Origin of the sequence: Flavobacterium sp. (assembly GCF_027482425.1) — a bacterium.
In the GTDB taxonomy this organism is placed as follows: domain Bacteria; phylum Bacteroidota; class Bacteroidia; order Flavobacteriales; family Flavobacteriaceae; genus Flavobacterium.
In genome coordinates this window covers 178,967-195,501 of the sequence record NZ_JAIXWA010000054.1, presented here as the reverse complement: position 1 = coordinate 195,501, position 16,535 = coordinate 178,967, and the positions used below count along the sequence as shown (strand labels likewise).

Annotated in this window: 10 protein-coding genes; all 10 read right to left on the bottom strand. The window is 41.8% G+C overall.

The genetic code is table 11. The annotated features are described in order from the left end of the window. Positions 1-5 precede the first annotated feature (5 nt). The 10 genes from Q0037_RS08155 to queG all read right to left on the bottom strand — a co-directional run bounded on the left by Q0037_RS08155 (position 6) and on the right by queG (position 16,467). Entirely contained in the window at positions 6-581 is a 576-nt protein-coding gene (locus tag Q0037_RS08155; RefSeq protein WP_297517137.1) for a cytochrome c oxidase subunit 3, read from the bottom strand. 1 nt (position 582) lies between these two features. Then, positions 583-1,485, bottom strand: coding sequence for a heme o synthase (gene cyoE, locus Q0037_RS08150; protein WP_297517136.1), 903 nt, complete (start codon positions 1,483-1,485; stop codon positions 583-585). Positions 1,486-1,579: 94 nt separating this feature from the next. Beyond that, positions 1,580-3,661, bottom strand: a complete 2,082-nt coding sequence (locus tag Q0037_RS08145) for a gliding motility protein RemB (protein ID WP_297517135.1) — start codon at positions 3,659-3,661, stop codon at positions 1,580-1,582. A gap of 3 nt (positions 3,662-3,664) precedes the next feature. Next, positions 3,665-4,408 (bottom strand): deoxyribose-phosphate aldolase, encoded by a 744-nt coding sequence (deoC, locus tag Q0037_RS08140; protein WP_297517134.1) that lies wholly within the window; start codon positions 4,406-4,408, stop codon positions 3,665-3,667. 87 nt (positions 4,409-4,495) lie between these two features. Next, positions 4,496-4,849: a VanZ family protein gene (locus Q0037_RS08135; RefSeq protein ID WP_297517133.1), complete on the bottom strand. Its 354-nt coding sequence runs from the start codon at positions 4,847-4,849 to the stop codon at positions 4,496-4,498. Next, complete coding sequence (gene gcvH / locus Q0037_RS08130) at positions 4,839-5,219, bottom strand: glycine cleavage system protein GcvH (RefSeq protein ID WP_297517132.1); 381 nt, start codon at positions 5,217-5,219, stop codon at positions 4,839-4,841. Before gcvH ends, Q0037_RS08135 begins: the two co-directional genes overlap by 11 nt. 81 nt (positions 5,220-5,300) lie before the next feature. Beyond that, the gene (sprA, locus tag Q0037_RS08125) at positions 5,301-12,476 is read right to left on the bottom strand and encodes a cell surface protein SprA (protein ID WP_297517142.1); all 7,176 of its coding nucleotides are present in this window, start codon (positions 12,474-12,476) and stop codon (positions 5,301-5,303) included. A 57-nt stretch (positions 12,477-12,533) separates the two neighbouring features. Beyond that, on the bottom strand, positions 12,534-13,115 hold the full coding sequence (gene ruvA / locus Q0037_RS08120) for a Holliday junction branch migration protein RuvA (protein WP_297517131.1): 582 nt from the start codon (positions 13,113-13,115) through the stop codon (positions 12,534-12,536). A 63-nt stretch (positions 13,116-13,178) separates the two neighbouring features. Further along, positions 13,179-15,479 (bottom strand): NADP-dependent malic enzyme, encoded by a 2,301-nt coding sequence (locus Q0037_RS08115; protein WP_297517130.1) that lies wholly within the window; start codon positions 15,477-15,479, stop codon positions 13,179-13,181. Between the two features lie 64 nt (positions 15,480-15,543). Beyond that, on the bottom strand, positions 15,544-16,467 hold the full coding sequence (gene queG / locus Q0037_RS08110; RefSeq protein WP_297517129.1) for a tRNA epoxyqueuosine(34) reductase QueG: 924 nt from the start codon (positions 16,465-16,467) through the stop codon (positions 15,544-15,546). Between the last annotated feature and the right edge of the window lie 68 nt (positions 16,468-16,535).

Here is a 16,535-nt window from a genome sequence, read left to right as displayed (position 1 = left end):
TTTTCTTATTTAAAGAAATACAAAAACAAAAATAAATAGAGCCACAAAGCATCCAAAAAGTGCCAGTATATCGCACCCAGCTCAATTCCAAGATATTGAGCAGCAGAGTACTTTTGTTTAAAATGATTATAAATAATTAGCAACAAAGATATGATACCTCCCAACAGGTGTGCTAAGTGCACATAAACTAGAATATAAAGGAAAGCAATTGTGACCGAACCTGACTTCCCAGTTGGGAAAAGTCGATGGGCAAACAACTCTTCAAACCCTTTAAATTGGTAGTAAACAAACCCTAAACCTAAGACTAATGTCAACCCTAAAAACAGCGAAGTTTTACTACGTTGGTCTTGCTTGATGGCACGTTGTGCCATGTGAAATGTTACACTACATAACAAAATCAAAACGGTACTAATGGTAAAGGCTTGTGGTATTTGATAATCTGTGAGCCAATCTGGGCGTGATTTACTGACTACCATAGCACTCGTTAATCCGGCAAAAAGCATAACGATGCTAATCATTCCGAAGATCAACAACAATTTGTAGGAGCGCGCTGAGCGGGCTTGTTCTTCTTGTACTGTCATATTAACGTAAAAATTTATCCGTGATATAAATGATTTGCAACAAAGTAATATATACTACGCTCACCAACATGAGTACACGAGCCGCTTTTGGGGTGCGTGATCGGTATAATTGAAAGGTATAAAACAACATCCATAACCCCAATAACAGAACAAGAGCCGTCGCAATTGGACTAATAAAAAGTTGTCCTGTGTATCCAAAAGCAGGCAATACCGAGGCCACAATCAACCAAAACGTATACAACACAATTTGCAAGGCGGTTCGGTTATCGCGCTGTCCTGTAGGCAACATAAAGAAATCCGCCTTCTTATAATCTTCAAATAAAAACCAGCCAATAGCCCAAAAGTGGGGAAATTGCCAAAAAAACTGAATTAAAAATAAGGTCCCCGCTTCAATTCCAAAATGATTGGTCGCGGCTACCCACCCCAACATAAAAGGGATCGCCCCAGGAAATGCTCCAACAAATACTGCCAAGGGAGTAACGGCTTTTAATGGGGTATAGACGCTGGTGTATAAAAAAATAGACACTGCGCCAAACATCGCCGATTTGGGATTAATGGTATACAATAAAACTAAGCCTGTAATAGTGAGCGAACTCGCTACAAATAAGGCTGTGTTGGGCGCCATACGACCTGAAGCTACAGGACGATTTTTGGTGCGGTCCATCAAGGCATCCAAGTCTTTTTCAATCACTTGATTAAACGCATTGGAAGCGCCAACCATGCAATAGCCTCCAACAGCCAAAATCAACAAGGTCACCCAACTGAAAGGATTGGCTTCGCTGATACCTAACAAATACCCTGCAATGGAGGAAAATACGACACTCAAGGCCAAGCCCGCTTTGGTGATTTCTTTAAAATCTTGAAATAATTTTAAAGGATGCAACGATGTGGAATGCGTGTCCAACGATACTTTGTTTTCAAATGTCAATTAAGTCGTGCAAAAGTAGTCTATCCCAAAAGAAATGACAAAAAACAAAGCATAAATATTCTTGAAGATTTTAGTAATCAATATACCAATTAAAGATGTCTGTACGAACACCAATCGAAAACCATGTCGTATTAGATGACTTCACCGTATCGGTTACCGTGGCAGGATCAAAATTTCTAAAAATTACATTGGCAAACAACTTTAAATTGGTCGTAGGGTTGATTACATAACCCGCTTGCAAATCGGCAATAAACACCATCGTTTCGTTACCTTGCCCTACCACAACTCCCGTATCTGTAGGACGGAAGTCATTATAACTTAAATAAATATTGCCGCCGTAATTCAAGCCATTTATGTCCAAACCACGAATTCCATAATGCAACTTAGCCGAAGCATAGTAGCGTCCATGTGTATACCGCCCGATAGCAATTATCTCTTTGGTGTTACCCCCCCATTGATGCCCTAAACTTTGGTTGCTATTGCCATAATTGGTAAGTACATTACTGTGTGAATAAACATAGGGACGAACAAAGTTGTATTCCAACTGCAACATTAAGTTATCTACATTGAAAGCATTGTAATATTTTAAACCCAATTGATAGGCGTATTTATTTTTCCAACTCTGATTTTGAGCACGAATTTCACCCAAGGAAAATTCATCCAACAAAAATTGTCCGTAAGCATTTACACTATTGCTCAATTTATATTTCCCCGTGAGTCCCAAAAGGGCATTTCCACTTCGAGAAGAAGACGAAAACTCAACAGCTCGGTAAAAAATAATGGGATTCACAAAATTCATATCAAAACCGCGATCGTTTTGATTGGCCCACACCACCGACTCAAAAAAACCAATGTTCAACCGTCGGTTCACGTTCCAACTTAAGTAATGACTAGCAACAAACTTCGTGGCGTAAGTTCCATCAACCGTTACCTCAGGACGGGTGTCTTTCATCCACATGTAGAGATTGGTATATTTAATTTTCCAAAAGGTTGTATTGATTTTGAAATAGGGATACGGACTCACTCCGTCGGTTAACAATAACGAGCGGTACCCATCGCCAATAAAATTACGGCCATGTCCCAATTGCATTTCAACAAACTTTCCAGGAGCATAATTGATATACGCCTCCGCCATGGGAAAATCAAAAGCATCGGATTTAAATTCTTTGGCGATACCTATTCCGGGAATGGTTGCTGGATTTCCTCCCGAAGGACGCATGGAAATAGCATATTGATTGAAATAATCGGCAAATCGCCCCTGACTTTCAAAAATGGTGGCCGAAAAGTTGACTTCTTTACCTAACCCACCGCGAATTTGTACCCCGCGTGTATTCACAAAAGTATAATCGGTTGCGCCCGAAGTTTCTCTTCCCACTTGAAAATCAAAAATGGGATTTAACGTAAACCAATAATCATCATCTTGGATGGCTACCAAGTCATCGTTCCAGAGTTTTTTGCCCCACCAGGAAGATTTAGGTTTCATCAATTGTTGATGGGCTTCCCGTAAATTATAGTATTTTGAAACTTCTTTGAAGGTAAAAGGTTTCGAAGTGGTATGGGCATTGGCACCCACTTGATTCATCGCCCAATCGAAGGAAGCATACAGTCTATTAGAAAACGGGATTGAAAGTTTACTGTCGTATTGGGGTTTAGTAAACGTTTGATACTGCATTGTATCTAAATCCATGGTACGCGTTTCCTTTTGAAATGTTGAAGGAATAACGGGAGCTTGTTGCTGTTTGGCTGCAACTTTGGGAGCATCATCTGGATTTTGCAACGGTACATCAAATCGGATGGTATATTTTGAATACGTGGCTTTCCCTCCATAGACAGCGGGTTGAATTACGGGTAACTTTTCAAATACACGGCGGCATTCGGCAGTGACATCGGCATCGGCAGCATCAATATACAAAGGTTTGAATTTCCCGGATTGATCGACTTCAAACACGACAATTACGGCACCCTGATAATTGGACTTAGCTTTAAACTCTCGGTAAACAAACCGCTGTAATTCTAGATCAAAACAAGCTTGAGCTTCTGTCTCATTGACCGACTTACAATTAGGAAAAATAGGAGGTGTTTGTTGCAACCCCTGCGCACAAATGGTTAACAATCCACTCCAAAAAAACACAAAAATAAGTACTCGTTTCATACTTTAATACACATCATCAGACGTCCCGCCTTGGGCAATCGTTTTTGCCGCCGACGTTCCGATTCGTTTTACACCTAGTTTTATCATTTCAACCGCCTCCTCGTATGTTCGCACTCCTCCAGCCGCTTTAACGGGAAGTGGCGCACAATTTTCGAGCATCATTAGTATAGAAGCATGTGTAGCTCCATTAGGCTTTCCTTCTTTTGTTTCATAAAAACCCGTCGAAGATTTTACAAAAACATAGGCAAAGACCTCTTCTTTAAAATAAGCTATAATTGTATTTTTAATGCAGGCCGACAACTGAATGATTTCGGCATCGGTCAAGGCAGCCACTTCAATAATCCATTTGACCGTTTTGTGGTGTGACCAGGCCAACTGCGTTCCGGCCACAATCTCTTTGCGAACCAAAGCCACATCTCCTGATTGGAAGGCATGATAATTACATACAAAATCCAACTCATCAGCTCCGTCCTCAATTGCTTGTTGCGCTTCTTGTAATTTGGCCTCCAGATTAGCTGTTCCCTCGGGAAACCCAATAACAGTTCCCACCAACACCGTAGATTTTGCTTGATCAATCATCGTTCGCGCCATGGACACCATATCGGGTCGAATCATCACCAACTTAAATTTCTCCTCAATCGCTTCTTGAATACAAGCTCTAACAACTTGTAAATGGTCGGTTTTGGAGAGTCCTGCTTGCTCTGGCAATTTTAGGTAGGTAGAATCTAAATAGTGTCGAATATGCATAGCGATAACCAATAAGGGTCAAAAATACAAATTATGAAGGCAGCTTCATTCATTTCCATAAAAAAACCACTCACGAAGAGTGGCTTACTATTTTTTTGAAGAAAAGAGCAAAAATCCTGCACTAGCCCCTAGTGTATTGGCAAATACATCCCAAAGATCGGCTGTACGATTTTGCGTGAAGGCTAATTGACAAACTTCCATCAAAATTCCATACCCAACTGCGGCAAGCCATACCCAAATTAACGTACGCTTTGTTTTCTTTTGCAGATAGCTACCCCACCAAAAAACAAACCCTAGATAGAAACAAAAATGCACTACTTTATCCTTGTGAGGCACTGGAATACTTTGCCCAAGACTACCTGTTGAACCCAAACTTAACCATGTTATGAGTGCCGTCCAACTAAGTGCAAACAATAATTTATATGTTTTTTTAAGCTCCAATCAACGCTTTGTAGGCATCGGCATCCATCAATTGATCCCATTCAGAGGCATCAGAAATTTTAACCTTCACCATCCAACCGTCACCATAAGGGTCAGAATTTACAGTTTCAGGAGTGCTTTCCAAAGCTTCATTAAACGCAATGATTTCACCAGATAAAGGAAGAAATAAATCAGAAACGGTTTTTACAGCTTCAACGGTACCAAAAACTTCGTCTTTAGCGAGTGTTTGATCTAATGTTTCAACTTCTACATAAACAATATCACCTAATTCACGTTGTGCAAAATCGGTAATGCCTACGGTGGCTACATCGCCGTCCAAAGAAACCCACTCGTGGTCTTTGGTATACTTCAAATTAGAAGGAATATTCATTCGTTTGTTGGTTTAAAAATACACGTTCAAAGGTACACTTAATTCCGATATTGAAAAATGATTTTTTGCATTTCAACTGGTTTAATTTCCGAAGTTATAACGCAACGTAAATCCAGTTCGAATATTGGTTATCGGGAATGAAGTTGAAATAACAGCTTGAGAGAATGAATGATCATAAAAGAAAATGGCCGTTAAATTTTTACTGAACGAATAATCAGCAGTGACTCGGGCAGACCACAAATCTTGACCGCCTCCCAACTGGTTATTGTTGTAATCCAAATAACGAACAATTGTTTTGTTATTACGGTACGAGAAATCAATCTTCACATTCAAATCACTCTTAATGACGCCTGTTGGATTATCGGCCAAACGCGAGGAAATGATAACGTCTTTAAATCGGAATCCTGTTCCTACAACATACTCAACTCCTTGTTGTTCGGTCAATAAGTTGTTATCAAAACTGAACGACAAGGCGCGATCTTTTTTCATTTCAAGCAACAATTTAAAGGAGCTTTTTGTTTCAAAATCAATGCGGAAAAGCGGACTAAATTGTTCCACCAAGTTGACGTTCCCCACAATCGTTTGCTGGAAGAAATTGTTATTGGCAGGGTTTATGGCTCCTTCTACATAGTCTAAATTCGAACGGAAAGCATTAATGGTATACGATGCTTTGTAGTTGTGCTGAATTGAGAAACGTTTGAAGCGATCTTTGAAAAACTTATAGCGCATTAATCCGTTGTACTTAATATTCCAACCCGGAATGGGAATATCTCTAAAGATTCCCGTTGACACTTTATTGACATCACGCCCTGTATAGGCCGCCAAGAAAGCAGGCAATAAGACATCCTGACTGTTTTTCCCAAATCCTTGTGGGTACCCCTCTGCATCGAGCGGATAGGTAGTATTCCCATAATAATCTTCGGCCAAACGATGCGCAATGACAAATCGATTTTCGCGGAATCGATTAAATGCTTCCGAACCAAATTCGTCACTTGGTATAAACGAGGTGGTAATCATGTTGGTCGAAATCGCAAAGTTCCCCGTATTGTAGGGTGACCTTGAGTTGTAGGTACCATCAGGACTTACATCATATTGCTCTGTATAATTGGTAGCATAGGTTCGATTGGCTGCCAAGTCGATTTTAAAATCAGGGAATAAATCAATATTTGCCGTCATGTCCAACGTACGGTTGATGACCTCGGTATAATTTTGGTTAAAATCTTGAAAATTGGTCAACCATCCGCGTTTGGCCGCTTCAAAACGCACATCGTCTTGCAATCCGAACACAAATGCCATAGAGGGTTTGGCCGAACCGAAGAATCCGAGACCCGGTGTATATCCGGGTAAAGCAGTACTTTGGTTTTCGGTATAATTGATTTGAATATTTTTTACACTGGTTAAAATCCCGATTAACCCTTCTACAAAAGGACTGCGCTCTGATTGTGGAGCTACAGCGGTGTTTGTGATTTTTTGCCCAGGTTTTGGAGGACCTGTTTGCGTGGTTTTGGTATTCTTTTTGGTTTTGGTTAACCCAATATACTTATACAACGCATCCATGTTGAAAGCGGTATTCAACTTGTGCGAGCCTGAATTTTGGATGGTATTTCCTAAATTAAATACGTCTCCATTGGCATCAGTATACGAAGATAAAGCAATTGAAGAACGTTGCCACGTAAACGTACCATTGTAAGTATACGTAGGTTTGATAAAGGCCAGGAACGGAATTTTATTCAACGGCACCTCGTAATTGATGGTCAACTGTTGGTTGTGGGTATTGGGCAATCCAGGATTCCAAAAGTCGGTCCAAAGGGTATACGAATTGTCGGGCACGTTATTTTCATCCATAAAATTACGCACCAAATTGTTGCTCGTCGCATTAAAATTCAATTTCAATGACTTGGTTAAATTGTAATTGAACCCGTACTGGTAATTGAACAAATAATTTCTTTGAAACAAGGTTTGCAACCCTACTCCTTCCACATCGACCAAACGGAATTGCTGACGATTCAACTGACGGTTGATGTTGGTACTAAACGAAATATTGGAGGGTAAAAAGTTGAAGTTAAAATCACTCAATAATTTCCAATAACTGCTTTTCTGGAAAGCCTTGACTTTTTTGAAAGGCTCCACGGGTTTGTTTTGAAAGGCAAACGTATAGTCAACTGCGGTATTCACTTGTTGGTCTTGGAAGTTTTCCAACTCATAATTGTTGCGATCCACTTGATTGTATGAATAGGAAACCGTCACGTTTTCGATGTCATAAAAACGTGGTTTTTGCTTCTCTCCACGGTCTTTTTTCACCCCAATAAAATTGATACTTTTTCGCTTGGTGTAGTCAATCGCACGGTTACGGAAATTGCGTTTTTGAGCTTCATCCTGTGTGTTATCAATCAATTGTTGCAACTCGATATCTTGGAAGAACGGGTCGTACTTGGGCGTAATAATCTCCTCACCAACGGAGTAATTGAAAGGCACATTGATGTTCCATTTTTTTGGCAACAATTTCCCCAAACTCAAATTGGTCACAATATTATATTGCAATATCTCCTCACGACTACGCTCGTTGGGTCCTTGATCAATCGAACCAAAACCAATGGTGCTCATACGTCCAGTCGCCGAAATATTAGCAAAGTCGGCCAAATTCGCATCCAAATTAGCCACCGCTGCCATACCGCCTTTATTATCCATATCGGCAATACGTAACTCGTTGAACCATGCTTCTCCTTTGATCCTTCTAGGATTGAGTGGGTGTTCCACTGAATTTAATATGTGGGTATTGTTTTTTATCCCAACCATTAAGACACGAATCAAACCGAAGTTAGGATTCCCTCGGATACCTAAACGGGCCTTATTGACTTTTCCAACCAAGGAATTGTCGAGCTCGTCTTCATTTTTAAAATAGATTTCTCCGGGTGAAGTGTATATATGACTCAAGGCCAACACTTTTAATTGGGTCAACAACTTCAACGAAACATCTATTTGGTTGGCTTCGGGCCAAACTGCATCGGGATTATTAACGTTGAATTGCGATTTTTTCAACGGAAGTTCAATCTGATAAAAGTTTTCAGAAGCATCGTTTCCAAAGCGAATGAAACCTACTAATTCATTATCTTCAATGGAACTCGGCTCATCAGGAAGCGCTTCAGCGTGCAAAAACATTTTAATTTTTTTGAACTGACGCATATCAACACTAACGTTTTTGAACACTCCACGTGAATCACCAGGCTCTAAGCCTATCCCGCTAGCGCGCAACGCTAGGGATTGCTCATTTTGAGGAATCAACGTATTGTTTTGCATCAACTGTTCCAACTGAACACCAGGAGGAGTTACATAATTTATGGGGTTTCGGGAACCATTTTCTTGCACGTTTAGCGCTTGAACCTCAAAATTGGTTCCATCATCGGTGACATCTGTATCTACAGGATCAAGGGTGTTTTCGTAACGACGCCATTCCCCACGAACCAAATCCAGCGACCCAAAACGAATGGTGACGGGTTGGTTAAATTTGGTCATAAAAATTCGCATAAAACGAATGGAGCGGAAATCAGAAATACTACCAATGGTGTTGGCGGGTGCGGTAACGGGAATTTTAAACTGGATCCAACGGGCTTGCACTGTATTCCCGTTGGCGGCTGTTACCTGTGTCTCACGAATATCCGTAATAAAGTTGGCTCCAACATTTGAAAGCGCAGTTGGACTGATATTAATTTTATACTCATAATACGCGTTAATCGTATTCATGGTATTATCCCGATTGATATCTTCCACATCGGGAATGGTGGTCGACCCACGATTGGTGTCGGTAACATCTACCGGAGAGTTGGCTTGAACGTTATTGTAATTTTTATAGCGATCCAAAACACCTCCATTGGCATTTAGATAAAAATTGTAGTTGTCTGCGGCAGGGTCTGGGAACGAGGCAAAACTAGGAAACTTAGCAGCCTCCTCATTATCGCTTAGACCATCCAGTCCGACGTCTTGAACATTTCGGTTGGCCGTATCGGTGTCAAAAGCATAAATTAAGGACTGTGAGGCCGGAATATTTCCCCAGTAATTACTGGTGGTGATTTGACCAGGGCCTAAACCGTTTTCGTAAAACTTACGGCCGTCTTTGAGGATATCTTCTGAAATTTCACCTAAGTTAAAATAAACTTGACCCACATTGGAAGGATCGGAAGCAGCCCCGGGATTGTTTGGATCAAAATAAGGATCCATCATCCAAAACTGGATATACTCTACGTTGGTTTGTTCAAAATTGGTCGAATTCAACGCGCGCATAATTCCTCCAAAATTGGTGTCGGGATTAGGCAATGACCCGTCAGCTTGTGCAGCTGGGTTGAAATTATAGGGACCACGTTCTTGTGGGAAATACGTTAAATCCAAGGTGTTAACCACCTGCGATTGTCCTTGGGCAATTACGGTTTGGGGATACAATTCAGAACTAAAAATACGACGCGTACTGTTGAGTGATAAATCATCTTGGGAAACGCCTGAGGGACGTTGCGTGTAAAATACGGGGTCAATGGTATACCAAGCAATTTTGGCGCGTTTAAATCCGTAATCTATCGAATTTTGCGTTCCGTTAAAGTCAGGATAATCCACATTTCCAGTCGCTGGACGTTCCGGAGTAGAGGCGATGAACCATGATAAAGGAGAGCGTAAATCAATATTGGTTTGCGACCCTTCAAAATCGTCTACATACAAGGTAGATTCTCCGTTGAAACGGTCACCAATAGGCGCATCGGGTTTTAAGAAAGCAACTTCCCCACGGAACGACACGTTTGAAGGAACATCCGTGTCCACATTGGGCAGTTTATTCACTAAACGAGTTAAGAAAGGAACTTCCGAAGACAAACTCGTGTTCAAACCAAACATACTGTTGTTGACAGATTCCTGACCGTAATTGGATTTTTGCGTAAACGGACGCTCAGTCATTTTTAAAAACGTAGCTCCTACTAAGGCTTTGGGTGAAAATTTATGCTCGACATTAATCCCCATAAAGCGACGTGTTTGCTGGCCAAAAACAGAATTGTTCTCAACCGAAACTTCAATAGGTGTATTGGATGCTTGTAGGGAAGGATCTAAAATTTGAACACGTCCCGCTTGGTAATTCACGGTAAAATCGACCCCTTCAACCAAACGTCTTCCTCCCGCCGTAACGATAACCGATCCTTGCGGAACGTTGAACGCTCCGATGGGAATCCCTTCTCCTCCCGAAGATTTAAATCGACCGCGCAATTGAAATTTATTCTTTTCACTGTCTTGCAACGCTGCGGCTTGTGTACTTGTATATAAAGTTCGGAATACGTATTTCGCTTGGTTGGGGTTAAAATCTGCCAAAGAGGTTGGGTCGCCTAGATAGTTTTCCGATGACCCAGGTGCAGTTCGTAATTTTTCAAATAAATAACGTCCAAAAGGTTCGATTTTAGTAAAAATAATTCGGCCGTTTTGCTGGTCAATGGTGAGTCCGGGAACAAAATCAAAAAAACCATCCCCGCCTGTTTGTGGGTCGTTGGCAAAATTCAATTGGTCCATAGAGAAAACGCGAAGTAAAGGCGTTTCGCGAACGTCGTTGGGCAGTGGACTTGTAGGACTAGCCTCTACGATATAATTTAAAGGCGAAGGATCTGTGTAAAGAATGTTGAATTTAAAATCCTCTTTTTGCAACTGGAACCCCCCGGGAATTTGATAAATATTTTTCATCATCAAGCCCCAGATCGGTTTGTCGACAAACGTAAGCGTACTTTTCAACATCTTCACAATCAAAGACTGTGAGGCTGGGACACCTCCCGTATCGACTTGTGTGGCTTCTACTCCGTCCGTTCCAAATTCCCCTACTTGATACACTTGTCCTCCAATGGTATATTGGAAAGCAACGGCTAAAACTTCGTCATTGGCCAAGCGCTGTTGCAAGGAAACATATCCTAATTGGGGATGAAAAGTATACTCAGAAGGATTCAATTTTCGTGCATTTTCCAATTTGGCATAATCAGTACCCTCGTTTACAGGATTGACGTTGTTGAATCCATTGCCTGCGGTAAAAATTTCACGAATCCCTTGATTGAGCAATCCGGTTGTTCCGATTAAGGAAGGATCATAGCGGTTGTTGGAGTTATCGGCGGGACTATCAATTGGCGTAAGGAAGAATCCATTGGTGATTTCAATCGGATCGACGGCTACCACTTGGTTGTCATTGAGCGGCGTATTACTATACGTATCGGTCAATCGGGATTCTCCTAAATCTTGTAAGGCGATTAAGTTCCGTTGGTTATTATTGGTCGTATTGATACGATTTTGACGGTTGGTTACCCAAACTTCAATTCGGGTAATTTGCACTCGGCTGTCAATAAAGGGGTAATTACGTAAGGCAAAGTCGTAACGGTTTTTGAAGTATTGTGACAAGAAAAAGTGGCGATCGTTATCGTATTCTTGTGCGAATAGTTCAAAGTTTTGAATCGTTCCTCCCCCTTGTGAAGTTACGGTACGGGTTTGCGACTTTTGTTCCGAAAAAACGCCCGTAACGGTTGTTCTTCCGAATTGCAATTGCGCTCGAACCCCAAACAAACTTTGCGCGCCTCGAATCAAAGTATTGTTCAGAGGCATACTTACGTTACCTACTTCAATTTTCTGAATGATATCGTCTTCGGTTGGGGTATATTCCAACTTGATTAAATTCTGGAAATTAAAGGTGGACTGAGTGTCGTAGTTGGCATTCACATTCAAACGCGTTCCTACTTTTCCCATCAAACTCATACTGATGCGCTGATTGAAATCAAAAGTTGTTGTCGCACGGTTACGCGGTGAAAAAGCGGGATTGTCTTGTTTGGTATGGCGCACCCCTAAATCGACTTCCACCGATCCAGTAGGCTTGATGTCTATGGTGTTACTTCCAAAAAGGGTTTCAAAAAAACTGGAATTTACATAATACCTTGGGAGTAAGTCTTTCTTGTCTTGTTCTGTCCCTTTTCCTTCAGCCGCATTGGACTTCTTTTGAAAATAGGCACGCATCGATTCTCGCAATACCAAAGCATCATACTCTTTGGGGGTTAAAAACATCGGATAATTGATGTTGAACCCCTCAAAGGTTTTGGTCAAAACATACCGATCTATGGTAGGGTCATAGGTATAGGCTTCTACAACACTTTTCGGGTCATTTAATTTAATGGCCCCGGTGTTGTATCCTTTGATAGTATCCCTTGCTTTTTCGTCGTCTTCCTCTTCTGTTGTTTGGGCCTGTGTTGAAAAGGCAAAAAACACAAAAAGAAAACAAAATATTCGTAATAATGATTTATTCCGGCTGTTTGTTTTCAACAGTTATAGGTTTTTTAATGCTTGTTTGATTATGGTTTCTAGGTTGGCATCGGGTTGTTCTTTCATGATTTTATCGACTACTTTTTCGGCATTCTTACGAACAAAGCCCAAAACCTCCAAAGCAGATAACGCTTCATCCCGATTTGTATTGTATGAAATTGGCGAAACTTCCCCGATATCATGGATTTTTAACACTTTGTCCCGCAAATCAAGGATAACACGTTGGGCCGTTTTAGCTCCAATTCCTTTGATGGATTGAATGGTACCCACATCACCGTTGCCAATGGCTGCGATAATTTGTTTGGGATCTAATGAGGAAAGCATCGTTCGCGCAATTCCAGCACCGATACCCGATACGGAAAGCAACAATTTAAACAACTCGCGCTCTGATTTTTCCATAAACCCATACAGTTGATGGGCATCTTCTTTGATGAGCAAGTAGGTAAATAATTTTACCGACTCCGATTGCGGCAACAACGCATAGGTGTGTAACGAAATATGGATATGATAGCCTACGCCTTGGCAATCAATCACCACATCGGTAGGGTTTTTTTCAACTAATTTTCCGTGTATGTGTGCTATCATCTTTAAATCGTATGTCCAAATATAGAAAAAATTAACAATTAGGGACTTTTCTAGACAAGAACCTTACTTTTTTATCACCATATCACGGAGCCGTTTGTGTTTCTCTTGCGCATCTACTACTGCCACAGCAGCCATATTCACCATTTCCTCCACACTGGCGCCTAATTGAAAAATATGAGCTGGCTTATCCATACCCAACATAATTGGACCTACTGAATCTACTTTGTAAAGTTCTTTAAGAAGTTTATAGGTAATATTGGCTGACTCTAGATTGGGGAAAATCATGGTGTTGACTTTTTTTCCTGCCAATTTTGAAAATGGAAATTTCGCTTTCAACATGTCGGGATTCAAGGCAAAATCGGTTTGAATCTCCCCATCGACAATCAAATCAGGATAGTATTTATGCAAATAAGCTACCGCATCGCGCACTTTTTGTGCACTTTCATGGGTAGATGAGCCGAAATTGGAAAACGAAACCATGGCAATCACGGGTTCCATTCCAAACATTCGAACCGTTTTGGCTGTCATTAAAGCAATCTTGGCCAAATCATCGGCGGAAGGATTGGGATTAATGGCCGTATCCGATAAAAACATAGGGCCGCGATTGGTCATCATCATATTGGTGGTGGCAATCAACGAAATCCCAGGAGCCTTTCCGATCAATTGCATTAAGGGGCGAACCACAGACGGATAACTTCTGGAGTAGCCAGAAACCATGGCATCAGCATCGCCTTCATTGACCATCATAGCGGCAAAATAATTGCGCTCGCGCATCCACTTTTGCGCATCCAACAAGGAGATGCCGCGTCGTTGGCGTTCTTTCCAAAAGATTTCAGCATACCGCATGCGGCGCTCGTCTTCCTCTTTTGTTTTGGGGTCAAAAATAGGAATGTCGGCTTCAAAACCGATTTCCTCTTTCAACTCTAAAATATCTTCTTTCCGTCCGAGTAAAATCGGTTTTCCAATGCCTTCCTCATAAACAATTTGGGCGGCTTTGAGTACATCCAATTGATCCGCTTCTGCAAAAACAATGCGTTTGGGGTCGGTTTTCGCGCGGTTGATGAGCAATCGTACCATTTTATTATCCGAACCCATGCGTTCCATCAACTCCTCTTCATAGCGCTCCCAATCGGTGATCGGTTGTTGTGCTACTCCCGATTCCATTGCAGCTTTGGCTACAGCGGGGGCAACACGCGAAATTAAGCGCGGGTCAAAAGGTTTCGGAATAATATAGTCGCGTCCGAAAGCCAATTTAGTTTCCCCGTAGGCAATATTCACCTGCTCGGGCACTAATTCTTTGGCCAAGCAGGCCAAGGCTTTCACGGCGGCCATTTTCATGGCTTCGTTAATTTTGGTGGCACGAACATCAAGGGCGCCACGGAAAATATAAGGGAATCCCAAAACATTATTCACTTGATTGGGATGATCCGAGCGACCCGTGGCCATAATAATATCTTTACGGGTGGCAATGGCTAAATCATAATCGATTTCAGGGACAGGGTTGGCCATGGCAAAAACGATAGGATTTTTGGCCATCCCTTGAAGCATTTCTGGAGTTAAGATATTCCCTGCCGAAAGTCCCAAAAACACATCCGCATTTTTTAAAGCCTGAACCATGGTCGTTCCTGCCTTGGCTGTGGTATAGCGTCGTTGTAAATCGGACAAATCGGTGCGGCCTTCATGCAATACCCCATCTTTATCAAACATGATGATGTTTTCGGGTTTTACGCCCAAAAGCACATACAAATTGGCACAAGCTAGAGCGGCTGAACCCGCTCCAGACACTACTACTTTTACTTTTTGTATTTTTTTACCCGCCAATTCTAGAGCATTCAAAAGGGCTGCCGAAGATATGATTGCTGTACCGTGTTGGTCGTCGTGCATCACGGGAATGTTGAGCTCTTCTACCAATCGTCGTTCGATTTCAAACGACTCGGGCGCTTTGATATCCTCTAAGTTAATTCCTCCAAATGTGGGCGCAATATTTTTTACTGTTTCTATAAAGGCATCCACGTTTTTGGTATCTACCTCAATATCGAAAACATCGATGTCTGCGAAAATTTTAAACAATAGAGCCTTCCCCTCCATCACGGGTTTAGAGGCTTCGGGTCCGATATCGCCCAAACCTAACACCGCTGTTCCGTTGGAAATCACCGCCACTAAATTTCCTTTGGACGTGTATTTGTATACGTTATTAACGTCTTTGGCAATTTCCAGACAAGGTTCTGCAACACCCGGAGAATAGGCCAAGGACAAGTCTCTTTGGGTTGCATATTTTTTGGTAGGAACAATTTTTATTTTGCCTGGAGTGGGTTTGGCATGGTATAAAAGTGCCGCACGGCGTTTACTCGATTGATTATCCATTTTTCACAATTTGCATCTTGACAAAGGTAAAAGTATCCGTGGAATCGCGAAACAAATGAAGGATTTATTTGAGGAAGTCAATATTGCGTTTTAAGCCTTGGTATTGGGTTCGTTTCACCGCTGAATCGCGAAAAACTTCTTTGAAAATATCTTCTGTAATTTCTTCCCAATCCTTTTTGGAAAAAGAGAGCAAATCGGGATGCGGATTAAATTGGGGTTCTTGATGCGGCGATGCAAAACGATTCCAGGGGCACACTTCTTGACATACATCACAACCGAAGACCCAATCATTCCAAGCGCCCTTCATGGTTTCGGGCAATTGATTTTTGAGTTCGATAGTAAAATATGAAATACACTTACTGCCGTCGACCACATAAGGAGCCACGATAGCTTGGGTGGGACAAGCGTCAATACAAGCGGTGCAAGTTCCACAATGATCGGTAGTGGGCGGATCATAGTCCAATTCGAGATCGACAATGAGTTCGGCCACAAAATAATATGAGCCCGTTTTTTGGGTAATAAGATTGGCGTTTTTTCCGATCCACCCTAACCCACTTTTGGCGGCCCAAGCTTTGTCCAATACCGGAGCAGAATCAACAAAAGCGCGACCGTTAACTGCGCCTATTTCTGTTTGTATGCTGTGCAATAATGCTTTTAGTTTGTCTTTGATAACGTAATGGTAGTCTTTACCGTAAGCGTATCTTGAAATCTTATACGTATCTTCTTGTTGCGTTTCGGGGGGGAAATAATTGAGGAGCACTGAAATGACACTTTTGGCATCATCGACGAGCAACGTTGGGTCAAGGCGTTTATCAAAATGGTTTTCCATGTAGTGCATTTCACCTTGGAAGCCTTTGTTGAGCCAGCGTTCCAAACGGGGGGCTTCGGCTTCGAGAAAACCGGCTTTGGCAATACCACAGGAGAGAAACCCAAGGCGTTTGGCTTCGGCTTTAATAAACTGACTGTAGTGTTGCTTTTGGTTGTTCATATGCATTAGGGATTGTAGCGAAGTACCCGCCCGACGTGAGGAGGGCGCGTACTGCGGAAAGCCCGACC